The organism is Paenibacillus sp. CECT 9249 (genome assembly GCF_918697855.1).
GTDB lineage: Bacteria > Bacillota > Bacilli > Paenibacillales > Paenibacillaceae > MSJ-34.
Genome location: NZ_CAKKLI010000006.1, coordinates 183,218 through 205,595, shown reverse-complemented (window position 1 = coordinate 205,595; position 22,378 = coordinate 183,218). Strand labels below are relative to the sequence as shown.

General features: G+C 51.6%; 21 protein-coding genes and 1 tRNA gene. 19 read left to right on the top strand and 3 right to left on the bottom strand.

What is annotated here, in order from left to right:
• The first annotated feature begins 69 nt into the window (after nt 1-69).
• The 3 genes from LQ229_RS08170 (at nt 70) to LQ229_RS08160 (ending at nt 2,811) form a co-directional block, all read left to right on the top strand.
• The gene (locus tag LQ229_RS08170) at nt 70-1,167 is read left to right on the top strand and encodes a GerMN domain-containing protein (RefSeq protein WP_216536525.1); all 1,098 of its coding nucleotides are present in this window, start codon (nt 70-72) and stop codon (nt 1,165-1,167) included.
• A gap of 227 nt (nt 1,168-1,394) precedes the next feature.
• Nucleotides 1,395-2,135 (top strand): ribonuclease PH, encoded by a 741-nt coding sequence (rph, locus tag LQ229_RS08165; protein ID WP_216540464.1) that lies wholly within the window; start codon nt 1,395-1,397, stop codon nt 2,133-2,135.
• 58 nt (nt 2,136-2,193) lie between these two features.
• Nucleotides 2,194-2,811 carry an XTP/dITP diphosphatase gene (locus LQ229_RS08160; RefSeq protein ID WP_216540463.1) on the top strand — a complete coding sequence of 206 codons (618 nt, stop codon included), beginning with the start codon at nt 2,194-2,196 and terminating at the stop codon, nt 2,809-2,811.
• A gap of 73 nt (nt 2,812-2,884) precedes the next feature.
• On the opposite strand, the gene LQ229_RS08155 is transcribed toward LQ229_RS08160, so the two are convergent.
• A complete protein-coding gene (locus tag LQ229_RS08155; protein WP_216540462.1) occupies nt 2,885-3,265 on the bottom strand; it encodes a YmaF family protein in 381 nt (126 codons plus the stop codon).
• Between the two features lie 77 nt (nt 3,266-3,342).
• Nucleotides 3,343-5,187 (bottom strand): asparagine synthase (glutamine-hydrolyzing), encoded by a 1,845-nt coding sequence (gene asnB, locus LQ229_RS08150; RefSeq protein ID WP_216540461.1) that lies wholly within the window; start codon nt 5,185-5,187, stop codon nt 3,343-3,345.
• Between the two features lie 92 nt (nt 5,188-5,279).
• Between asnB and LQ229_RS08145 the strand changes: the two genes are divergently transcribed.
• The 4 genes from LQ229_RS08145 (at nt 5,280) to gerQ (ending at nt 7,033) form a co-directional block, all read left to right on the top strand.
• Complete coding sequence (locus LQ229_RS08145; protein ID WP_230191389.1) at nt 5,280-5,666, top strand: hypothetical protein; 387 nt, start codon at nt 5,280-5,282, stop codon at nt 5,664-5,666.
• A gap of 12 nt (nt 5,667-5,678) precedes the next feature.
• On the top strand, nt 5,679-5,807 hold the full coding sequence (locus tag LQ229_RS27095) for a hypothetical protein (RefSeq protein WP_290370023.1): 129 nt from the start codon (nt 5,679-5,681) through the stop codon (nt 5,805-5,807).
• Nucleotides 5,808-5,947: 140 nt separating this feature from the next.
• A complete protein-coding gene (locus LQ229_RS08140; RefSeq protein WP_216540459.1) occupies nt 5,948-6,370 on the top strand; it encodes a cell wall hydrolase in 423 nt (140 codons plus the stop codon).
• Between the two features lie 264 nt (nt 6,371-6,634).
• Nucleotides 6,635-7,033, top strand: a complete 399-nt coding sequence (gerQ, locus tag LQ229_RS08135; protein WP_230191395.1) for a spore coat protein GerQ — start codon at nt 6,635-6,637, stop codon at nt 7,031-7,033.
• Between the two features lie 596 nt (nt 7,034-7,629).
• On the opposite strand, the gene LQ229_RS08130 is transcribed toward gerQ, so the two are convergent.
• A tRNA-Arg gene (locus tag LQ229_RS08130) sits at nt 7,630-7,706 on the bottom strand.
• Nucleotides 7,707-7,968: 262 nt separating this feature from the next.
• On the opposite strand from LQ229_RS08130, the gene LQ229_RS08125 reads away from it, so the two are divergent.
• From LQ229_RS08125 to hemA, 12 genes are all read left to right on the top strand, one after another.
• On the top strand, nt 7,969-8,811 hold the full coding sequence (locus LQ229_RS08125; protein ID WP_230191388.1) for a hypothetical protein: 843 nt from the start codon (nt 7,969-7,971) through the stop codon (nt 8,809-8,811).
• A gap of 223 nt (nt 8,812-9,034) precedes the next feature.
• Nucleotides 9,035-10,321 carry a trigger factor gene (gene tig, locus LQ229_RS08120; RefSeq protein WP_216540458.1) on the top strand — a complete coding sequence of 429 codons (1,287 nt, stop codon included), beginning with the start codon at nt 9,035-9,037 and terminating at the stop codon, nt 10,319-10,321.
• Between the two features lie 220 nt (nt 10,322-10,541).
• Nucleotides 10,542-11,138, top strand: coding sequence for an ATP-dependent Clp endopeptidase proteolytic subunit ClpP (gene clpP, locus LQ229_RS08115; RefSeq protein WP_216540457.1), 597 nt, complete (start codon nt 10,542-10,544; stop codon nt 11,136-11,138).
• Between the two features lie 5 nt (nt 11,139-11,143).
• On the top strand, nt 11,144-12,400 hold the full coding sequence (clpX, locus tag LQ229_RS08110) for an ATP-dependent protease ATP-binding subunit ClpX (RefSeq protein ID WP_216540456.1): 1,257 nt from the start codon (nt 11,144-11,146) through the stop codon (nt 12,398-12,400).
• Between the two features lie 127 nt (nt 12,401-12,527).
• The gene (gene ispG / locus LQ229_RS08105) at nt 12,528-13,625 is read left to right on the top strand and encodes a flavodoxin-dependent (E)-4-hydroxy-3-methylbut-2-enyl-diphosphate synthase (RefSeq protein ID WP_216540455.1); all 1,098 of its coding nucleotides are present in this window, start codon (nt 12,528-12,530) and stop codon (nt 13,623-13,625) included.
• A gap of 145 nt (nt 13,626-13,770) precedes the next feature.
• Nucleotides 13,771-15,498, top strand: coding sequence for an ATP-dependent protease LonB (gene lonB / locus LQ229_RS08100; protein ID WP_216540454.1), 1,728 nt, complete (start codon nt 13,771-13,773; stop codon nt 15,496-15,498).
• A 90-nt stretch (nt 15,499-15,588) separates the two neighbouring features.
• The gene (lon, locus tag LQ229_RS08095; RefSeq protein ID WP_216540453.1) at nt 15,589-17,925 is read left to right on the top strand and encodes an endopeptidase La; all 2,337 of its coding nucleotides are present in this window, start codon (nt 15,589-15,591) and stop codon (nt 17,923-17,925) included.
• A 73-nt stretch (nt 17,926-17,998) separates the two neighbouring features.
• A complete protein-coding gene (gene yihA / locus LQ229_RS08090) occupies nt 17,999-18,613 on the top strand; it encodes a ribosome biogenesis GTP-binding protein YihA/YsxC (protein WP_216540452.1) in 615 nt (204 codons plus the stop codon).
• A 177-nt stretch (nt 18,614-18,790) separates the two neighbouring features.
• Complete coding sequence (locus tag LQ229_RS08085) at nt 18,791-19,378, top strand: non-ribosomal peptide synthetase module (RefSeq protein WP_216540451.1); 588 nt, start codon at nt 18,791-18,793, stop codon at nt 19,376-19,378.
• Nucleotides 19,379-19,753: 375 nt separating this feature from the next.
• Nucleotides 19,754-20,152 (top strand): adenosylmethionine decarboxylase, encoded by a 399-nt coding sequence (gene speD, locus LQ229_RS08080; RefSeq protein ID WP_216540450.1) that lies wholly within the window; start codon nt 19,754-19,756, stop codon nt 20,150-20,152.
• 111 nt (nt 20,153-20,263) lie between these two features.
• Entirely contained in the window at nt 20,264-20,800 is a 537-nt protein-coding gene (locus tag LQ229_RS08075; protein WP_216540449.1) for an S-adenosylmethionine decarboxylase, read from the top strand.
• Between the two features lie 168 nt (nt 20,801-20,968).
• Complete coding sequence (hemA, locus tag LQ229_RS08070) at nt 20,969-22,375, top strand: glutamyl-tRNA reductase (RefSeq protein WP_216540448.1); 1,407 nt, start codon at nt 20,969-20,971, stop codon at nt 22,373-22,375.
• The last annotated feature ends 3 nt before the right edge of the window (nt 22,376-22,378 follow it).

Genomic DNA, 22,378 nt, shown 5'->3' with positions numbered 1-22,378 from the left:
CATTTCATCGGCATCCGTAAGGAGAGGGGAAACGGCGCTTTGCAAAAAACGCGTAGGGAGGAAATGAGGATGAATATGCGCACATGGTTTCGGAAGCCGGCCGTAGGAGCGTTGCTTGCCGTACCGTTATTGCTGTCCGGGTGTGGTTTGTTTTCCAGTCCGTCGAGCCGTCCGATCGATCCGCCGCCGCCGGATATTGAAATGCAGATGATGGCGGAGTCGGAGCTGCAACTGTCCGCCGTCCAAGGAACGGTGCAGGAAATCAGGCAGGAAGTAAAGCAGGATCCGAACGCTTCGCCGTTAACGGTATATTTGCGGAACGAACACGGCTTGCTCGCTCCGATTACGATTTCCGTGCCGAAGACCGATAACCCGGCCCAAACATCGCTCGAAATGCTGATCGACGGCAGCGCGAATAAAGACAAAATCCCGTCCGGGTTTCAAGCGGTATTGCCGAAAGGGACGGAAGTGAAGCAAGTAACGATACAACAAGACAAGAAGCGGGCGATTGTGGAGCTGTCGGGGAAATTTGCGGATTACAGTCCGCGGGACGAAAGAAAAGTCGTCGAAGCGATAACATGGACGTTAACGGGAATTTCGGGCATAGAGCAGGTTGAGCTATGGCATGACGGGAAAAAATTGATCGAAATGCCGATTGACCAATTTCCGCTCGATAAACCGCTAACCCGCGCGATCGGCATCAATTTGGAGAAGGCGGACGATGTCGTATCCTATAGTCAAACCGTACCGGTTACATTATATTTCTCGGCGATCACCGCCGACCATTTCCAATATTACGTACCGGTCACCAGGCTGGTCAATCCGACAGACGATCTCGCCGCAACGGCGCTCGAGCAGTTGATTATCGGGCCGATCCATTCGGAAGCGTTGGCTTCGGTCATGACCTCGGGCACAACCGTGAAACATATCGAACACGACAAAGAAAAATCGGTTATTACGGTCGATCTTGAAGATGAGATATTCGAAAAAGGCGATAAAATGCCGTCGGAGTTCCTGCAGGCGATCGTGCTGACCTTGACGGAGAACAATCACGTGAAACAAGTGAAAATCAACATGAACGGAGAGTCCGACATCGTCGGAACGGATGACATTCATTACGGCAAACCGGTCGGCCGCCCTGAGCATATTAATGCCGTCAAATCGTAAAAACGAGTAAAAAAACGGGGAATCTCATCTCCGTTTTTTTTCACCCCCTTGGCAAAATAGTGCTTTTCCCATTCGTCTTTGGTAGAATAGGGGAGTCGAAAAATTACATATTCTAAAGTATCGCTTCACAACCGCAGACGACAAAACTAGGCGAACATCGATGATGTAGGTTTTGCTCGAAGCGATTCGATGGAGCGCAGCTCACAAAACTTTTAGGGGGTTGGCGAATGAGATTACACGGCCGAAAAACGGATCAGCTTCGACCGGTTACCATTATAACGAATCCGAACAAATATGCGGAAGGTTCGGTGCTTATTGAGGTGGGGGACACGAAAGTGCTCTGCACCGCCACAGTGGATGAGAAGGTGCCTCCATTTATGAAAGGGCAAGGCAAAGGATGGGTAACGGCGGAGTATTCGATGCTTCCCCGCGCCACGCAAGTCCGCAACCAACGCGAGGCCGCTCGAGGCAAACTGTCGGGCAGAACGATGGAAATTCAAAGATTGATCGGCAGAGCGCTGCGCTCGGTCGTCGATTTGCACGCGCTCGGCGAGCGGACGATTACGCTTGATTGCGATGTGTTGCAAGCGGACGGAGGAACGAGAACGACATCGATTACCGGTTCGTTCGTGGCGATGGCGATGGCGATCAACAAAATTGCGGAACAGCATCAGTTAGCCCGGTTTCCTATTGCCGATTTTTTGGCGTCGGTCAGCGTTGGCGTTATTCATAACCAAACATTGCTTGACTTGAATTACGAAGAAGATTCGAAAGCCAAAGTCGACATGAATATTGTTATGACAGGCAACGGGAAGTTCGTCGAAGTGCAAGGAACGGGGGAGGAAGCGCCGTTTGCCCGCGAAGAATTAAATCGGTTGCTTGAATTGGCCGAACTGGGCATTCTTGAACTGGTCGAAATCCAAAAAGAAGCTTTAGGCCCGGTCGCCGCAAAAATCGGAGCAAAATAAATATATTTGAAACGAAGAACGACAGTTGAATATCCATGTTAAGGAGTTGGAACGAGCTATGAATTTGCAAAAAGACGTTATTGTAGTCGCGACAAGAAACCAAGGAAAAGTGAAAGAATTCGCGCATGCGTTCGCTCCTTTCGGCAAGCGTGTTGAGAGCATGTTCGACTATCCGGACATCCCCGATGTGGTCGAGGATGGCGAGACCTTTGAAGAGAATGCCATGAAAAAAGCCAAGACGGTAGCCAAGGCGCTGCGGCTTCCCGTATTGGCCGACGATTCCGGTCTATGCGTCGATAAGTTGAACGGCGCGCCGGGCGTCTATTCCGCGCGCTATGCCGGGGAGCATCATAACGATGCCGACAATAACAAAAAGTTATTGGAAGAACTCGGCAAAATGCGCGATGATGAGTCGAACCCGCTGTTAAGCGCGGCTCAATTCGTTTGCACGCTCGTATTGTACGATCCGGATAGCGAAGAATCGATTACGGCAACCGGTTCCGTCGATGGTTATATTACGGTCGAACCGAGAGGAACCGGCGGCTTCGGCTACGATCCGTTGTTTTATTTGCCGGATTTGCACAAGACGATGGCCGAGCTGTCGGTTGAAGAGAAGCAGGCGATCAGCCATCGCGGACAGGCGCTCAAGCAATTGACAGGACTCCTGTCCCGTTAAATCCGTGTCGCCATACCCATGAAAACAAGCATCTCATCCGGAATAAGGATGGGGTGCTTGTTTGGCGTCGAGGCTATTCTTCGTTTCCGGTCCTTCCGCTATACATATGAACATGCGGCGTGCTTCCGTTCACGGTCGTAGTGCCCTCGAAATAATGGATATGCCCCCCGCCGGGCAAAGGCTCGGCAGGGCCGGTCACGCCGCGAATGACATGATGATGTCCCGCATCGAACGAAGTGACGGTATGATACTCGTGGACGTGCGGAACGCCCGAAGGCGCCGGTTCCGTCGTGCCGGCATACCGGTGCTGGTGACCGACGTCGAAGGAAGTCACTCCGGAGAACGAATGGACGTGCACCGGTCTGCCGTCCCAACTTGTAATGTAAAGCGTGTGCGAATGCAACGGGTCGTCTGCGCCGTTATGAACGACGAACCCTGTAACGGGTATTTCCATAAAAACGTTCACTCCTCATTATGATCGCTTGCTACAATCATCATATGTGGCAAGAACGAATAGGAAGCTTGGTGATATTATCTTATTTTCACGCGATACGTTTTCAACCATGTGTCCACTTGCGCCAAATAGGCGAATAACTGCGGTCCGCTCATCAGTTGGCCGAACCATGGCAAATTGGAATTGGCCGCGTCCGAATCGAGCAACTCCCGCACTTTACGCACATTGATCAACGGAAGAAGCGGGGAATTGGAATCGTCCAATATATTGCTCAACCATGTTTTGACGGCCGCCAAATAGTTGGGATGATGCGTTTTCGGATAAGGGCTTTTTTTGCGGTGAAGGACATCCTCCGGCAAGACGCCTTTCAGCGCTTTGCGCAATATTCCTTTTTCCCTGCCGCCCGCCGTTTTGATTTCCCAGGGAATATTCCACACGTACTCCACGAGCCGGTGATCGCAGAACGGAACGCGAACCTCCAGTCCGGCTCCCATGCTCATTCGGTCTTTGCGGTCGAGCAGCGTAGGCATGAAGCGGGTGATGTTCAAATAAGACATTTCGCGCATCCGCTGTTTATTCGCGTCTTCCCCCGGGAGGCGGGGCACTTCATCGAGCGCTTCCGCATACCGCTTCGCAATATATTCTAGCGGGCGAATCCAATCCGCGATTTCCGGCGAGAGCAGGTCGGCGCGATGTTGGGAATAAAGCGCCCAAGGGAACGTATCGGCCCGCAGCGATTCATCCCGGTAAAACCACGGATAACCGCCGAATATTTCATCCGCCGCCTCGCCCGAGATGGCGACGGTCGCGCTCTTTTTAATTTCCCGGCAAAATAATAGGAGGGAAGCGTCGATATCCGCCATCCCCGGCAAATCCCTTGCTTGCATGGCCGGAATAAGAGCCTCGACCAATTCCGGCATATCGAATTGCACGTTGCGATGCTCCGTTCCTAGATAGCCGCTCATCCGCTCGATCCAGGGCGTATCCGAATTCGGTTGAAATACGTTTGCCGTAAAATGCTTATCGTTATCGACGTAATCGACCGAATACGTACTCATCGCCTCTTGTTTCGTTCTGTCGTAATAGCCGACCGCTAGAGCCGTCAGCGCGCTTGAATCCAACCCGCCGGATAACAGCGAACATACCGGCACGTCGGATACCAATTGCCGTTCTACCGTATCTTGCAGCAAATCGCGAACATGCGCTGCGGTTTTCTCTATGTCGTCTTCATGGGGCCTGCTTTCCAATTTCCAATAGGCGTTCATTTTTAAACCGCTTCGACGAAACAACAGGCAGCATCCCGGACGCAATTCGGAAAGCTCCCGGTACACGGCATGGCCGGGCGTACGTGCGGGCCCGACGATGAATATTTCCGCAAGCCCTTCCGGTCCGACCGTCGGTTCCACCTTCGGATGAGCCAAAATCGCCTTCGGCTCGGAGCCGAAGATGAACGCGCCGCCGGCCGTCGCATAGAACAAAGGCTTGACGCCAAGCCTGTCGCGGGCCAGAAACAAATGCTGTTCCGATTCGTCCCAGACGGCAAAGGCGAAAATCCCGTTTAACCGTTCCACGCAAGATGGCCCCCACTCTATATAGGAAACAAGCAGCACTTCCGTATCGCATGACGTGCGGAACCGATGGCCGCGCGCTTCCAACTCCCCTCGAAGCTCCGCCGCGTTATACAATTCTCCGTTATACACGATCGAATAGGTATGATCGCCGGCAAAGCGCACCATCGGTTGAGCTCCGTTCTGCGGATCGATGACGCTTAAGCGGCGATGCCCGAGAGCGCATGATCCGGAGATCCACGTTCCGGAAGCATCCGGTCCCCGTAAAGCCAGCGATTCTGTCATATTCTCCAGGATGGATGAATCTTGCGTCAAATCTCTCTCCCAGTCAATCCAACCTGTTATTCCACACATCGAGCTCATCTCCTTCCCGCATGATTCGACAGACAGTCCACCGAACATATAGCGATGATAAAAGGTATATGCGGAAAAAGGGCATAAAATGTATGTCCGGAGGGGAACCTACGAAAAAGGCAAAAGAGGAGAATGCGATGTATTCCATTGACAGCGTGAAATATAGCGGCATAACGGAACGGGGCGGCAGACGCTGTGCGGCGGTTCAAGTGACGCCGCTCGGCGATGGCGATGTTCCTTTGGTCGCATATTTTGTCAAAACGGGAATCGATCAATACGAAATGGTGGAGGTCGTGCGCAACGACTCCGATTTGGCGATCGACTGGTTTGAGAACAATCTTCATGAAGCATACCAACAAATAAGCGACGAGGCGTTCGCCTCCGGAGGACGAACGGACGCGCGATGGCAGCGGGAAACGTTCAAGCAGGAAATATTGGCGTATAGCGGCATACGCGAGCAACTCAAATCGAATTTGTAACGGAGGATAACGATGGCTGAACGGTATAAACCGAATAAAGGAAATAAATATTCGCATCAGGCCGAATTCGCGGAAGAAGTAATCGCGAAGAACGCCAAACAACCGGCGCAAAACAATCCGAGCGAAAGCGTAAAAAAATAAACCTTTCTTGCAAGCGATCGAGCGGCTCCCCTTTCAAGGGGAGTTTTTTTCGGCAAAAATCAGTCACCCTCTAGGCATTCGCTCAATACTATGAATATGGGTATATGACTAAACGCACATACGGGAGGGGGTGGACTGCAATGGCCGTCATCAATACGAACTCCGAACACGAGAAGCTGCTGGCGCGTTTGATGCGCGCGGAGGCCGAAGGGGAAGGGGAATTAGGGATGCTGATGGTCGGGAATGTCGGCGTCAATCGCGTTCTCTCGAATTGCTTGGATTTTCAGGGCATTCGAAATTTGGAGCAAATGGTGTTTCAGAGCCCGGGAGGCTTTGAAGCGACGCAGAAAGGATATTTCTATCAAAGGGCGAGAGACAGGGATATTCGTCTGGCCCGGAGAGTCATTAGCGGAGAACGGGTATGGCCCGCCAGCAACTCACTATGGTTTTTTCGGCCGGGCGGCGCCTGTCCCGCTACATGGTACGATCAGCAAAATTCCGGCGTTTATAAGAATCATTGTTTTTTTCAACCTACTTATGAAGATTGCCCAGGAGTCTATTAATTCAAAAAACTTGAAGTTTCTGAGGAGGAACCTATGAGTGGAATGAACTATAATTATGGGACGATGACGGGGATGGGAACCCCCTATCCTTATGGCTATCAAATGCAGGCGGCGCCCGGTACGGCGAAATATCCGGAAGGGGTGATCCCATCTTATCCTACGACGGCTCCCGGCACGACCGGAGGCGGCAATGTGCAAGGATTTCCGTTCGCGCCGGGAACGGTGGGCGCACCGAATATTCCGGCAACGCCTTCCGTACCGAATTTGCCTTTTCCGCCTGTCGGGACGTCGCCTGCCGCCGGCGGAGCTTGCCCGCCGCAAGTAACCAGCGGAGGGGTGATCACGCCTCAGGGAACGGTTTTGCCCTCATCCGTACTTACGGGCCAACAATCCTACATTGAAAATATTTTGCGGCTGAACTTGGGAAAAGTCGGTACGTTCTATATGACATACGAGAACAACTGCGAATGGAACGCGAAAGTGTTTCGAGGGGTCGTGGAAGCGGCGGGACGCGATCATATCATTATAAGCGACCCGAATACGGGCATGCGCACGATTCTGCTGATGGTCAATCTCGACTATGCAACGTTCGACGAACCGCTCACATACCTGTATCCCGGCGTGATCGGCAATCCGCCAACCCGCAAGCAGCAATCGAGCTGATGAATCGAAAAGCGGACGAATTCGCGATCGTAACGGCGTAAATTCGTCCGCCTGCGCTTTTATTCGTTTACATAGGTCGAGACGCGGTTTTGAACAGTCAACTTTTGCTTCGCTTCGTCGAACTTTTGTCCGGCAGGCCCTTGATGAATCGGAAAGCCGCTTCATTCCGGGGAAGACTGTCGCAAGACCATGCCGGTTCATCGAATTAAGCCTAGCGGCGGCTTTGGCGTAGGCAGCGTTTCCTTTGCCGGCTAAATTGCGCCGAGAGCGACCGCGGCATAGGACGGAAGCTGTCATCGATCATTGCCGTTGGATTTTGTCCAATATTTTCACCGTTTTTCCCCGGCATAACGTCCTTTCATTGGATTTCATCCAATAGACGATTCCCAAAATGGGGTTGAATAGGGGAAATTGCGGAAATCCATTGGAGGTTTTCCAACGGAATCTTGGCAGAATCTATAAATCCGCCATTTTCGTTGGACATTTTCCAATGGACGCCCAAACGGGGCCGGGAATCGATCCATAACAAATGAAAAAGCCCGAATCGTTCATAGCAACGATCCGGGCTGTATGTACATTTTATACTAAATAAAAACTGGCGTCCCAGGAGGGATTCGAACCCCCGACCGACGGCTTAGAAGGCCGTTGCTCTATCCAGCTGAGCTACTGGGACAAGAGAAAATATTTTTTTGACGAAACATGAATTATAATATCATAGGGAAAATAGAAAATCAACAACTTTTTTTTAGAAACTTTTTGATTCCGGGCGGCGTTGCGTCGGAACCTTCAACTGGTTATAATCTGTAATTAATTGCGGCATACGTGAGCAGACGAAAGTTGGTGTACCTATTACAAAACCTTCTGTACCTCAAAAGGACAATATCATTTTATTTCCGAAGACGCTCGATTATTACCAAATCCGGCTGACGCGCTGTTTGGAAACGGAACGTTACGGGGAAGCGATGGAATTGCTCGAATTTTTGCTGCGTTGCCAAGGCGAGAGCGAGCGGTACAAGGATGAATGGACCGCATTGCTCGAATGGATGCGGGCCGAGTTCCCGGATGCGGCTGCGCCGCCTGTGGAAAGCGACGAAGAGGACGAAGCCGGCGAAGCCGAACTGATGAAGCGGCATATACAGGAGAAGATCGAACGCGACAGCGATTATGTCGCCAAAACGTTGGAATCGGTCACGAGCGGCCCGTTAACCGCTCAGAAACTGCTGGCGCTCGAACAGTTGACATATTTCGACCATCCGCAAATCGACGATACGCTGAAGCGGTGGTTGAAGACGGAAAAGCTGCATCCGCTGCAACAGTTCCACATCCTGCAAACGCTTAAGAAGCGGAGGGCTTCCGGCGTCGTGGAATTTCATCGGGGGGAGGAGCTGGTCAAGCTCGAAATCGAGGCCGTTCCCGTTCGTTTCGAAGAATTTCCCCCGTCGATCTTGACGGTGCCGGAGAGGGTGAGGCTGCAAACCGAAATCAACGATCCTACCGTATCTTTGCTTGCGGAGGAATTGTGGGAACAATTCGCGATGGGGGCGTACGGCACTGCAGTATATGAGACCATGCTCGACGATGACGATCGCTCGATCGACATTTGGGCCGCCGCGCTGCATCAAGCGATGAACGATTCTTTATCCGGCGGGGATCGTTCCGAGCGGGAAGCCGTTCTCGAAGCTTACGGCATTACGGACGAACTGCGTTTTCGTTTTGAACAGGCCTACAGGCATATGCATGATTTTATGAAGAGTACGACGCCGGGAGGGGGGGATTGACCCGGCATGATAACGTTTTTTTCTAAATCCGGTTGACGGGATTGAAAAAACATGCCATGTTGTATATAATGTAATGGTTGTTTGGAACGATTTTTTTCGCTCCGTGCGAGAGCCGGATAAAATCATACATCGTGTTTACTATTGTTGGATCGTGCTATGAGATCATGTTCGCAAGATTCATACGCATGAACCCACGTTAATTATTTGGAGGGGAATGCATAAAATGAAAGCAAGTTGGGAAAAAATAGAGAAGAACGTTGGGGTACTTGAGGTCGAAGTCGATGCGGACCGCGTTGCCGACGCTTTGGACAAGGCTTTCAAAAAAGTCGTCAAAAAAGTAAACGTGCCAGGATTCCGCAAAGGGAAAGTGCCTCGTCCGATTTTCGAAGCAAGATATGGCGTTGAGAGCTTGTACCAAGACGCGATCGATATTTTGCTTCCTGGAGCGTATACCGAAGCGGTGCAAGAAACGAAAATCGAGCCGGTAGATCGTCCCGAAGTCGATGTCGAGCAATTCGGGAAAGGCCAAAGCTTTATCTTCAAAGCGAAAGTCACGGTCAAACCGGAAGTGAAACTTGGGGAATACAAAGGAATCGAAGTTCCTGCGAAGGATGCCGAAGTAACCGAAGAAGAAGTGAACGCCGAACTGGAACGCTTGCAGCAGCGCCATGCGGAATTGACCGTCATTGACGAAGATACCGCGAAATCCGGCGATACGGTTGTGATCGATTTCGAAGGCTCCGTCGACGGCGAGAAGTTCGAAGGAGGGACGGCTGAACGTTATTCGCTGGAATTGGGATCGAACAGCTTTATTCCAGGGTTTGAAGATCAATTGATCGGCTTGGGCACCGGCGACTTTAAAGACGTCGAAGTAACGTTCCCTGAGAACTACCATGCCGAAGAATTGGCCGGCAAAGCTGCGGTATTCAAGGTAAAAGTTCATGAAATCAAACGCAAGCAGCTTCCGGCTCTCGACGACGAGTTTGCCAAAGATGTGAGCGAATTCGATACATTGGAAGAGTACAAGCAAGATTTAACGAAACAAATGAAAGAACGCAAAGAAAAAGAAAATGAAGCGGCCCGCGAAGCGGAAATCGTCGAAAAAGTAGCCGAAGCGGCTGAAATCGATATTCCGGAAGCGATGATCGAGACGGAAACGGATCATATGATGCGCGATTTCGACAACCGCCTTCGTTCGCAGGGAATGAATTTGGACATGTTCCTGAGCTTCTCGGGTCAATCTCAGGACGATATGAAGAACCAAATGCGCGCCGATGCGGAAAAACGCGTTCGCAACAACTTGGTGCTCGAACAAATTGCGAAAGACGAAAATATCGAAGTAACCGAAGAAGATATCAATGAAGAGCTTGAAAAAATGGCCGAGATGTATAAACGTTCGGTGGACGAAATCCGCAATATTTTGGCCGCTAACGGCTCGCTTGACAGCTTGAAGGAAGAAGTTTCGCTGCGCAAAACGATCAAGTTCCTCGTTGACAACAGCAAAAATTAAAAAGTAACCGGCTTCCCATAAGGCACGTATATTAGCTGCGTGCCTTATTTTTTCCTTCGTATATCCATTGCATCTCCCCGTGTGGCATAAGATTGACGCGCATTTCGAATTCTATTTCCGTTTCCATGCTTCATAAACTGTACCACTTGGAAAAATGACATGGCAATCGGAACGTGTTAAAATAGGATGAAACAGCTTATAAAGAAAAGAGGTTGGTTGCATGAATCTGGTACCTATGGTTGTAGAACAGACAAATCGCGGTGAACGGTCATATGATATATATTCAAGATTGCTGAAGGACCGTATCATTTTTTTGGGGAGCGCGATTGATGACGATGTTGCCAATCTCGTGATTGCGCAATTGTTGTTTCTAGACGCGGAAGATCCGGAGAAAGACATCAGCTTGTATATCAATTCACCTGGCGGGTCGGTTACGGCGGGGCTTGGCATTTTAGATACGATGCGTTTCATTAAATCGGACGTGTCGACCATTTGTGTAGGAATGGCGGCCAGTATGGGTTCCTTGTTGCTTACGGCCGGCGCGAAAGGCAAACGATACGTGCTGCCGAACAGCGAAGTGATGATCCATCAGCCTTTGGGCGGCGTACGCGGGCAGGCGGCCGATATTAAAATTCATGCCGACTGGATTCTGAAAACAAAACAGAAGCTGAACCAAATCTACGTGGATTGTACGGGACAGCCCCTTGAGAAAATAGAACGCGATACGGATCGTGACAATTTCATGAGTGCGGAAGAAGCGAAAGCTTACGGCTTGGTCGACGAAATTCTCACTCGTCCCATTATGAATAAGGGGTGATACGAATGTTTAAATTCAATGATGAAAAAGGGCAATTAAAATGCTCCTTCTGCGGCAAATCGCAGGAGCAGGTGCGCAAGCTGGTCGCAGGACCCGGCGTATATATTTGCGACGAATGCATAGAGCTTTGCACGGAAATCGTGGAGGAAGAACTCGGGCACGACGAGGATCTCGATCTGAAGGATATTCCGAAACCGAAAGAAATCCGCAATATTCTGGATCAATACGTGATCGGGCAAGACCAAGCGAAAAAATCGCTTTCCGTAGCGATGTACAATCATTATAAACGGATCAACTCGCAGAGCAAGATCGAAGACGTCGAACTTCAGAAGAGCAATATTTTGCTTGTCGGACCGACCGGTTCGGGGAAAACATTGCTCGCGCAAACGATGGCCAAAATTTTGAACGTGCCGTTCGCCATCGCCGACGCCACCTCGCTCACCGAAGCGGGCTATGTCGGCGAGGACGTCGAGAATATTTTGCTGAAGCTGATTCAGGCTGCCGATTACGATGTGGAGAAGGCGGAACGCGGCATCATCTACATCGATGAAATCGATAAAGTGGCGCGCAAATCGGAGAACCCTTCGATTACGCGCGACGTGTCGGGCGAAGGCGTGCAGCAAGCGCTGCTCAAAATATTGGAAGGGACGGTCGCATCGGTGCCGCCGCAAGGCGGGCGGAAGCATCCGCATCAGGAATTCATCCAGATCGATACGACGAATATTTTGTTCATTTGCGGCGGGGCTTTCGACGGCCTCGAGCAATTGATTAAACGCCGGATCGGCAAAAAAGTGATCGGCTTCAACGCTGCAGGCGACAGCCATAAGGAATTGAAGCCGGGCGAATATTTGTCGATGGTGCTGCCGGAAGATTTGCTCAAATTCGGATTGATTCCCGAATTCGTCGGCCGCTTGCCGATCATTTCGACACTGGAGCCGCTCGACGAGAAGACGTTGGTCCGCATTTTGTCCGAGCCGAAGAACGCGCTTGTGAAGCAGTACCAGAAACTGCTTGAAATGGACAACGTGAAGCTGGAATTCGATATGGAGGCGCTGGAAGCGATCGCGAAGGAAGCGATCAATCGGAACACGGGCGCCCGCGGATTGCGTTCGATAATCGAAGGCATTATGCTAGACGTCATGTACGAAGTGCCTTCCCGCGAAGATGTGACCAGCTGCGTCATTACGGAAAAAGTCGTCAAAGACAAAATCGTTCCGGAATTGATGACCAAAAAAAGCAAGAAAAAAGAAGAGAGCGCCTGATCGAGGCGGCGCCTAAAATAAAAGTATCTGTCAATCACTCCACCCGATCTCTATGCCGAGATGCGGCTTCCCGCCGCTGCATCGGTTGGAGGGGTGGAGCTTTGGCGTTCACGGGAGAGGAAAATCTATGTACCTGAGGAAAGATACAAGACCAGTTAAAGTAGGCAACGTAACGATTGGCGGCAGCGACGAGGTCATCATTCAAAGCATGTGTACGACCAAAACGGCGGATGTAAAGGCGACGGTGGAGGAAATTTTGCGTTTGGAGGAAGCCGGCTGCCAAATTGTCAGGGTCACGGTAAATAACCAGGACGCCGCCGCGGCGATCAAGGAGATCAAGAAGCAGATCCATATTCCGCTTGTGGCCGACATCCATTTCGATTACCGATTGGCATTGGCGGCAATCGAGAACGGCATCGATAAAGTACGCATCAATCCCGGCAATATCGGGCGGCGCGACAGAGTCGAAGCCGTCGTCAAGGCGTGCAAAGAGCGCGGCATTCCGATTCGCATCGGCGTCAATGCGGGATCGCTCGAACATCATTTGATCGAGAAATACGGTTATCCTACGGCAGAGGCGATGGTGGAAAGCGCGTTGTTCCATATCGGCATTTTGGAGGAACTGGATTTTCACGATATTATCGTGTCGTTGAAAGCGTCCGACGTGCCGATGGCAATCAAGGCTTATTCGATGGCGGCCGCCAAATTCAACTATCCGCTGCATTTGGGCATTACAGAGGCGGGTACGCTGTTCTCCGGAACGGTCAAAAGCTCTGCCGGCTTGGGGGCGCTCCTTTCGATGGGCATCGGCTCGACGATTCGGATCTCGTTAAGCGCCGATCCGGTAGAAGAAGTGAAAGTGGCGCGGGAACTGCTCAAAACGTTCGGGCTGATTTCCAATGCGGCTACGCTCGTTTCTTGCCCGACTTGCGGACGGCTTGACATCGATCTGTTCTCGCTCGCCAATGAGGTGGAAGCGTACATTGCGAACGTGAAGGCCCCGATCAAGGTGTCGGTATTAGGCTGCGCCGTCAACGGGCCGGGGGAAGCGCGCGAAGCGGATATCGGCATCGCAGGCGCGCGCGGCGAAGGGCTGCTGTTCCGGCACGGCGAAATCGTGCGCAAAGTACCGGAGGCGGAATTGCTAGACGCGCTTAAACAAGAGATCGACCGGATCGTCGAAGTATACGAAAAAACGGGCGTAATCCCCGGACGCAAGCATTGAGTGCGGGCTTTCCCGCCAAAAACGCGAAAATATTCGTCCCTCACGGTTATCGCAACCGGTAAAAGGCAATACTACCACGTATTAGACTTTTGCCGGTTTTTTTTGCGTTCTGCGGGAAAAACCGGCGTCGAGGAGGAATAGCGGGATGAATTTAAGTATCGTTTTAATGTTGATTCAAGTGTTTTTTGCCATCGTAATCGGTCTGTATTTCTGGAATTTACTGCGTTCGCAGAAAACGAACAGAACGGCCGTGGACCGGGAATCGCGCAAAGAAATGGACAAATTGCGCAAAATGCGCTCGATTTCATTGACGAAACCGCTGGCGGAGAAAACCCGGCCGAATACGATGCAGGATATCGTCGGCCAGAAGGACGGTCTGCGCGCGTTGAAGGCGGCGCTATGCAGCGCCAATCCGCAGCATGTCATCATATACGGCCCCCCGGGCGTCGGCAAAACGGCGGCAGCGCGGGTCGTACTGGAGGAAGCGAAGAAAAATCCGAATTCCCCGTTCACGTCCGAGTCCAAATTCACGGAAATCGACGCGACCACGGCGCGTTTTGACGAGCGGGGCATCGCCGACCCGTTAATCGGTTCTGTTCACGATCCGATCTATCAAGGCGCGGGAGCGATGGGCGTAGCGGGCATACCGCAGCCGAAACCGGGCGCCGTTACGAAAGCGCATGGCGGCATTTTATTTATCGACGAAATCGGGGAATTGCATCCCGTCCAAATGAATAAATTATTAAAGGTGCTGGAAGACCGCAAGGTTTTTTTGGAAAGCGCCTATTACAACTCCGAAGATACGAATATTCCCGTTTACATTCACGATATTTTCCAGAACGGATTGCCGGCCGATTTCCGGCTGGTCGGGGCGACAACGCGCTTGCCGCAAGAAATTTCGCCCGCCCTTCGATCCCGTTGCATGGAAATTTACTTTCGGCCGCTGCTTGCCGAAGAGATCGGCTTGATCGCAACGGACGCCGTAAGGAAAATCGGCTTTCCTCCGTGTCCCGAAGCGGTGGAAGTGGTCAAGCGCTACGCGACGAACGGACGGGAGGCGGTCAACGTCATTCAGTTGGCCGCAGGCTTGGCGTTATCCGAGAAACGGGATACGATTCAAGCGGCCGACATCGAATGGGTCGTCAACAGCAGCCAAATTCCGCCCCGCCCGGATCGCAAAGTGCCGTCCGAGCCGCGCGTCGGCTTCGTCAACGGACTAGCCGTATACGGTCCGAATATGGGCACGCTGCTTGAGATCGAAGTGACGGCGATTCGCGTCAAGCCGGGCCAAGGGAAATATAATATTACGGGCGTGGTCGACGAAGAGGAATTAGGCGGAGGTTCCCGCACCTTGCGGAGAAAAAGCATGGCGAAAGGCTCCGTGGAAAATGTGCTGACGGTCCTGCGCACGATTGGCCTGGATCCGTACAGCTACGATCTTCATATTAATTTCCCCGGCGGGACGCCGATTGACGGCCCCTCCGCGGGCATCGCCATGGCCACGGCGATCGCTTCCGCGATGACCCAGCTGCCGGTGGACAACGAAACGGCGATGACGGGCGAAGCGAGCATTCACGGCAAAGTGAAGCCGGTCGGCGGCATTATCGCCAAGGTCGAAGCGGCGTTTCAATCGGGCGCGACGAAGGTGATCATACCGAAGGAGAACTGGCAGGAAATATTCGCCGATTTGGGCGACTTGCAAGTCATTCCCGTAGAGACGATCGATGAAGTGTTCCGCCATGTGTTCGGCAGCGTTGCGGAACAATTGTTATGCCATGTGCCGAAGGACAAGGAACGATTCGCAGGTTCGCCGTTGCCGCTGCTGCACGCGGATTCGGCGGAGCAGGCGCGGAACGCGGAATCCGGCATGTAGGGCGCATGATACCCCATAGTTGGTTTTTTATTGAAACATTTGATAAAATGTTAGAAACATCTTATTGCGAGCCACTGGAGGTGCCGAAGTATGGGGCCAAAACAAGCGAAAGGCCGCCGATTCCCTTTGCTGCCTTTAAGGGGACTGCTAGTTTATCCGAGCATGGTGCTGCATTTGGACGTAGGGCGGGATAAATCGGTCAAGGCTTTGGAAAAAGCGATGGTTGAAGATAACCTGATCCTTCTTTGCTCCCAATCCGAAGTGAACATCGAAGATCCGGGGCAAGACGATATTTTCCGGTTCGGAACGGTGGCCAAAGTGCGTCAAATGCTGAAGCTGCCGAACGGAACGATCCGGGTACTGATCGAAGGAGTCGTCCGCGCGGAAGTATTGGATTATACGGCAAACGAAGAATTTTACGAAGTGATCGCCAAGGAACTTCCCGAACAGGAGACGAGCGATCCGGAGACCGATGCGCTGATGCGCACCGTATTGAATCAGTTCGAGTATTATATTAGCCTGTCGAAGAAGGTGACCCCGGAGACGCTGGCCGCCGTTGCGGACATTGATGAACCGGGGCGATTGGCCGATGTCATTACGAGCCATCTCTCTCTCAAAATAAAAGACAAGCAGGAAATTCTCGAAACGATCGATGTGACGAAACGGCTGGAGAAGCTGCTTGACATTTTGAACAACGAACGCGAAGTGCTCGAGTTGGAACGGAAAATTAGCCAACGCGTCAAAAAGCAGATGGAAAAGACGCAAAAAGAGTACTACTTGCGCGAACAGATGAAGGCGATCCAAAAAGAGCTGGGCGAAAAAGAAGGACGCACCGGCGAAATCGAAGAATTGCGCGGCCAATTGGAAGACAAGAACGTGCCGGAGAAGGTGCGCGAGAAAATAACGAAAGAAATCGACCGGCTGGAAAAAACGCCGGCCACGTCGGCGGAGAGCGGCGTCATCCGCAACTATATCGATTGGCTGCTCGCCTTGCCGTGGTCCGAGCAAACCGAAGACGACCTGGATATTCAAAAGGCGGAGAACATTCTGAATGAGGATCATTACGGGCTTGAGAAACCGAAGGAACGCGTTCTGGAATATCTCGCCGTCCAGAAGCTGGTCAAGAAGCTGAAAGGGCCGATTCTATGCCTTGTCGGGCCTCCGGGTGTCGGCAAAACGTCGCTCGCCCGTTCGATTGCCAGATCGCTCGGAAGAGAGTTCGTGCGCATATCGCTCGGCGGCGTCCGCGACGAAGCGGAAATTCGCGGCCATCGCCGCACATACGTCGGCGCAATGCCGGGCCGAATCATTCAAGGAATGAAGACGGCAGGAACGCTCAATCCGGTGTTTCTGCTTGATGAAATCGACAAGATGGCGTCCGATTTCCGCGGGGATCCTTCGGCTGCGTTGCTCGAAGTATTGGATCCCGAACAAAACGGCACTTTTAGCGATCATTTTATCGAGCTTCCGTTCGACCTGTCCCGTGTCATGTTCGTCACGACGGCCAATGCGGTGCATAATATTCCCCGCCCGCTGCTGGACCGGATGGAGATGCTCTATATTCCGGGGTATACCGAGCTGGAGAAGCTGCAAATCGCTTCGCGCTATTTGTTGCCGAAGCAGAAGAAAGAACACGGTTTGGAGCCGGATCAGCTGGAAGTCGGCGAAGATACGCTCCTTCGAATCATTCGCGAATATACGCGGGAATCCGGCGTGCGCAATTTGGAGCAGCAGGTGGCGTCTTTATGCCGCAAAGTGGCCAAACAAATCGTGGTCGGGGGCGGCGATAGCATCTCGATCGCTCCGGAAGAGCTGAAAGATTATTTAGGCATCGCGAAATACAGATACGGTTTGGCGGAAAGCGAAGACCAGATCGGAACCGTAACGGGACTTGCGTGGACCGAAGTAGGGGGCGATACGCTGGCTGTGGAGGTAACCGTTGTGCCGGGAAGCGGCAAGCTGACGCTCACGGGCAAACTCGGCGACGTAATGAAAGAATCGGCGCAGGCCGCATTCAGCTATACCCGTTCCAAAGCGGCGGAACTTGGCATCGCGCCCGATTTTCACGAGAAGAACGATATTCATATTCATGTGCCGGAAGGCGCCATTCCGAAAGACGGACCTTCCGCGGGCATAACGATTGCGACCGCGCTCGTCTCCGCCCTCACGAACCGTTACGTTTCGAAGGAAGTCGCGATGACCGGCGAAATTACGCTGCGCGGCCGGGTACTGCCGATCGGCGGGTTGAAAGAGAAGGCGCTCGCCGCGCATCGCGCAGGCATTACCAAAATATTATGTCCGAAAGACAACGAACGCGATTTGCGCGATATTCCGGAAAGCGTCCGAAACGATCTGACGTTTGTGCTTGCTTCCCATATGGATCAAGTGCTGGATCATGCGCTTGTCAAGCCGGTAGAGACGCATTAAGAGGCCGTTTCGGCCTTACGCCTCCGCCGGCGACCTTTGACGGAATTCGCGTACGGGAAAGGGTTAACCGAGTATGAAAATAAATCAAGCTGAATTCGTGATCAGCGCCGTCGGGCCTGACCAATATCCTGAAGATGCCTTGCCGGAAATCGCTCTGGCAGGGCGTTCTAATGTCGGGAAATCGTCGCTCATCAACCGGATGATCAATCGTAAAAATTTGGCGCGAACGAGCGGCCAGCCCGGAAAAACGCAGCATTTGAATTATTACCGCATTAACGGGGAACTGTATTTCGTCGATTTCCCCGGATACGGATTTGCCAAAGTCTCCAAAAGTTTGCGCCAGGAATGGGGCAAAATGATCGAGCGGTATTTGCTGGAACGCGAACCGCTGAAGCTGGTGCTGCTCATCGTCGATGTGCGCCACGCGCCGTCCAAGGACGACGTCATGATGCGTGAATGGCTCGCTCATTATGAAGTGCCTACATGCGTCGTGGCGACAAAAGCGGATAAAATATCGCGCAATCAATGGCCGAAGCATACGAAAGTCATTAAAGAGGCTTTCGGGCTCGATCCGCAAGAGCCTTTCGTCTTATTTTCGTCCGAGCTAGGCATCGGCCGGGACGAGCTTTGGGAGATCGTCGGACGTTATGCCGGAGAGGAAAATGAGGCAGGGAATGCGGAAAATTGATATCGAAATGCGAGTATGGCAAGAAAAAGTTGCGTTTCTTGCGCCATAAATCCGATTTTTTATGAAAAATGGAGAAAAATCATAAAAAAGCCGGGAGGAATAATATAAAGTTATATAGTATAATAAAGTTAAGGTTTAAAATCAACAGGTGGAAATTAAAGAATTGAGGAGATTTTTATGGCTCAGCGGTTAGCCACAGAATATGTCAAAGCCAGTTTGCAGTTAACGGAAGCTCAAATGACCGATTTTTTGCAAAGTTTTGCGAAACAACATGTTCAGCTTCAAGTGAAGGTGCTGGACAACGGAAATCAGGACATCGTTCTTGAGGATGGTACAGGAGAGGAGTTGCATTTGCCGTTTGCAAGAAAGGACGGACAATATGTCTGTGAAATGTCTTGCCGCTTGGTAAACCCTAAGTTGACGGATGTCATGCGCAAAACGGTCGCCGCATTTAAGGGCGACGCTATCGTGAACCGGATCTACTCGGCCTATACGATGGAATACCGTTATGCCAAAGGGGCTGTCAACAAAATTATCGAGCATGCCGCCGGACGGGATAAAACCGTGTTCGAACTTCGGGATACCGCCGGGCAGTTGCAGAGGATGTTCGATCAATTGCAAGTCGAGCAAGAGATTGAGCGTACCCAGTCTGAAGTTGACGCGTTGCTCGATTTACGCAATCTTGCCGACAATCCGGAGCAAGTGGCGCAGATCGACCGGAAGCTGAAAGATTATACGAAGCGCTTGTTTATTCTCGAAGCATAATGGGCATCATTTTGATAAACGCGTTTTCCTATCCAGCCTTCAACCTGCCGCGACTTTAAGCGGCAGGTTTTTTATAAGCGGAAAGCTTGGCGAAGTGAAACAACGTATTAGGCTATGCACAAATGTATAGAATTCGCCATATGTTGTATACGAGTCCGGCAATTTTCGATTTCATTTCTGCTTTCCCAAAAAAAACTATTGCATTTCCGGGCAATAGATGTTATTTTTAGTTTCGTTGAACAAAATATTAGGAACCAGGATTCACTCAGGACATTGAATGTTGCGAGAGATTATTCCCTCGAGAAGTGAATGACGTAGGTCCTAGCGGATGAAATTTTTTCAAACATTTTATTCCTAGGAAGGGGGAACCGAAAGATGGAATACTCAACTTTCGGAAGACACGTTGCTGTTGATACTTGGGGCGTCGATTTTGGATTATTGAACAATGCTGAATTATTAGAAGCGCAATTGGTGGAAGCTGCCGAGGCGTGCGGCGCGACCGTATTGTCTGTGCAATCGAAGCAATTCGAACCGCAAGGTGCAACGGTCCTTGTTTTGTTGTCAGAGAGTCATCTCTCCATCCACACTTATCCTGAAAGAGGTTTTGCTGCGATCGACTGCTATACGTGCGGCGAGACGGTAGACCCGCAATTAGCGATTGACTACCTGGTGTCCGTATTAAAACCGGAAAAAACGTATGCGAAAAAGCTTGTTCGCGGCTTAGGCGAATTAAAGGTTGAAGAACCGGCCATGAAACAAGCGGAACTCGTGTAATTGAACGACAAATACAATTGATGAATGAATGGCCATGGACGATCCATGGTCATTTGTTTTGTCCAACCCCCATAAAATGTTAGAAGAGAAGCATAGGGGGGAGGAGAAGGAATGAGCAGGGGACATCGGCGCGGAAAACCTCTAATCGTTGTGATCGTCGTATTGCTTATCGTTTGGCCGGCCTATCAAATTTACGCTTTTTTGACGCCGGGCGTGCAGAAGGCCGACGCGCAGCGGATGTTGTACGAGGTTTCGCTGTTTCAGATGGGAATCGTGAACAGTTCCTTGAACGAATCCGGTCATGCGCGGGTTACGAAAGAATTGGATTCGTTGAAATTGGCCGTATACTCGGCGGCTTACACCCATGAGCGGCTCGCAAAGACGGTCGGCGGAGGGCGGCTGCAATCGCTCTCTTCGTTAAACAAGATGGTCGAGTTCATTACCGCTTTGCAAATCGGCGGAGACAGGCCGGTATCGGATCAGGAGAGGGAGACGCTGCTTTCGTTTCAACGGCAGTTCGGCGACATGCTGAACGCTTACGGGCAGTTGTTCTCATCGGGCGGTCAGGTCGTCGGCTCGAAGAACAATACGCTGACCAAAACCGATGCCGATCTTGCGAAATTGCTTGAGGAGCAGCTCTCGCCATAATAAAATCGGCATCAGCCTTCGCAGGAACGGAGTATAACAGGCAATCGAACCGCCAACACTAGAGATGGCGGTTCATTTTCATAATATTTTCAAAATTCATCATAATCGGATCATGGAACTGTGATATAATAATCACTGACAAAAAAACGATGAGGCAGGTGAGGAATCATGCACATTATCGTAGTCGGATTAAATTACCGGACGACTCCGCTGGAAGTGAGGGAGAAGTTCGCATTTTCCGAGAAGGTGCTGCCCGAAGCATTGCGTCAATTGAAACAAACGAAGAGCGTTCTGGAATGCGTCATCGTTTCCACCTGCAATCGGACGGAACTGTACGTTGTTGTGGATCGCCTGCATATGTGCGGACATTTCGTGCGAAGCTTTATGGAGCAATGGTTTCAAATTCCGCGCCGGGAGTTCACTCATCATTTATATATATACGAGGACGAACAAGCGATCGAGCATCTGTTTCGCGTCGCAAGCGGCTTGGATTCGATGGTGATCGGCGAAACGCAAATTTTGGGACAGGTGAAGAACGCGCTCGCCCTTGCCCAGCAAAGCCAAACGACCGGCGCCTGGTTTAATACGCTGTTTAAACAGGCCATTACGATGGCGAAGCGCGCGCACGCGGAGACGGCCATCGGCGAAGCGGCCGTATCGGTCAGCTATGCGGCCGTCGAGCTGGGGAAAAGGATTTTCGGCAAATTCGCGGGCAAAAAAGTACTCATCTTGGGCGCAGGCAAAATGAGCGAGTTGACCGTGAAGCATTTATACGCCGGCGGAGCCGAGGAAGTGACCGTGGCGAACCGGACGTTGCCGCGCGCGGAACAGCTTGCGGTCAAATTGGGCGGGAAAGCATGCACCCTCCGCGAAGGGCTGGGGCGATTGCATGAGATGGACATTGTCATCAGCTCGACAGGATCGGAGCAATTCGTTTTAATGCAAGACGAAGTGAAGGCGGCCATGAATAAGCGCAGAGGGCGCCCGCTATTTATGATCGATATCGCGGTGCCGCGCGACCTGGACCCGAACATTTCGCAAATACCGAATGTTTTCCTGTACGATATCGACGATTTGCAAGGCATTGTGGAAAGCAATCTCGAACAACGCCGCAAAGAATCGGCCAAGATCGAGGCAATGATCGCGGCGGAAATGGAAGCGTTCCGGCAATGGCTGAAAACGCTCGGCGTCAGCCCGCTCATTCGCGCGCTGCAGGAGAAGTCGGCCCATATCCATGAAGAAACGATGGAAAGCTTGCTTAACAAACTTCCCGAATTGGACGAGCGTCAAGTCAAAGTGATACGCAAACTAACCAAAAGCATTGTGAACCAGATGATGCGCGACCCGATCGCAAGAGTGAAAGAAATGGCTTCGGAGAAACACGCGGACGAAGCGCTTGACATGTTTGTCAAGCTGTTCGCGCTGGAAGAGCAGCTCGCCGAAGCGGAGCTGGATGCCGAGAAGCATATATCTTCGATGCGCGAGGAAACGCCGTCTTCGCATGCCGTTCGGGAAGACAGAGCCGCAGCCGAAGCGAAAGGCGCTCTATCCTGGGCGGCGGCAACGCTGAATTAGGCG

Excerpts from the sequence above, each read along its gene's own strand:
- LQ229_RS08170 (WP_216536525.1), top strand. The coding sequence starts at position 70 with ATGAATATGCGCACATGGTTTCGGAAGCCGGCCGTAGGAGCGTTGCTT.
- rph (WP_216540464.1), top strand. The coding sequence starts at position 1,395 with ATGAGATTACACGGCCGAAAAACGGATCAGCTTCGACCGGTTACCATT.
- LQ229_RS08160 (WP_216540463.1), top strand. The coding sequence starts at position 2,194 with ATGAATTTGCAAAAAGACGTTATTGTAGTCGCGACAAGAAACCAAGGA.
- LQ229_RS08155 (WP_216540462.1), bottom strand. The coding sequence starts at position 3,265 with ATGGAAATACCCGTTACAGGGTTCGTCGTTCATAACGGCGCAGACGAC.
- asnB (WP_216540461.1), bottom strand. The coding sequence starts at position 5,187 with ATGTGTGGAATAACAGGTTGGATTGACTGGGAGAGAGATTTGACGCAA.
- LQ229_RS08145 (WP_230191389.1), top strand. The coding sequence starts at position 5,280 with ATGTCCGGAGGGGAACCTACGAAAAAGGCAAAAGAGGAGAATGCGATG.
- LQ229_RS27095 (WP_290370023.1), top strand. The coding sequence starts at position 5,679 with ATGGCTGAACGGTATAAACCGAATAAAGGAAATAAATATTCGCATCAG.
- LQ229_RS08140 (WP_216540459.1), top strand. The coding sequence starts at position 5,948 with ATGGCCGTCATCAATACGAACTCCGAACACGAGAAGCTGCTGGCGCGT.
- tig (WP_216540458.1), top strand. The coding sequence starts at position 9,035 with ATGAAAGCAAGTTGGGAAAAAATAGAGAAGAACGTTGGGGTACTTGAG.
- clpP (WP_216540457.1), top strand. The coding sequence starts at position 10,542 with ATGAATCTGGTACCTATGGTTGTAGAACAGACAAATCGCGGTGAACGG.
- clpX (WP_216540456.1), top strand. The coding sequence starts at position 11,144 with ATGTTTAAATTCAATGATGAAAAAGGGCAATTAAAATGCTCCTTCTGC.
- ispG (WP_216540455.1), top strand. The coding sequence starts at position 12,528 with ATGTACCTGAGGAAAGATACAAGACCAGTTAAAGTAGGCAACGTAACG.
- lonB (WP_216540454.1), top strand. The coding sequence starts at position 13,771 with ATGAATTTAAGTATCGTTTTAATGTTGATTCAAGTGTTTTTTGCCATC.
- lon (WP_216540453.1), top strand. The coding sequence starts at position 15,589 with ATGGGGCCAAAACAAGCGAAAGGCCGCCGATTCCCTTTGCTGCCTTTA.
- yihA (WP_216540452.1), top strand. The coding sequence starts at position 17,999 with ATGAAAATAAATCAAGCTGAATTCGTGATCAGCGCCGTCGGGCCTGAC.
- LQ229_RS08085 (WP_216540451.1), top strand. The coding sequence starts at position 18,791 with ATGGCTCAGCGGTTAGCCACAGAATATGTCAAAGCCAGTTTGCAGTTA.
- speD (WP_216540450.1), top strand. The coding sequence starts at position 19,754 with ATGGAATACTCAACTTTCGGAAGACACGTTGCTGTTGATACTTGGGGC.
- LQ229_RS08075 (WP_216540449.1), top strand. The coding sequence starts at position 20,264 with ATGAGCAGGGGACATCGGCGCGGAAAACCTCTAATCGTTGTGATCGTC.
- hemA (WP_216540448.1), top strand. The coding sequence starts at position 20,969 with ATGCACATTATCGTAGTCGGATTAAATTACCGGACGACTCCGCTGGAA.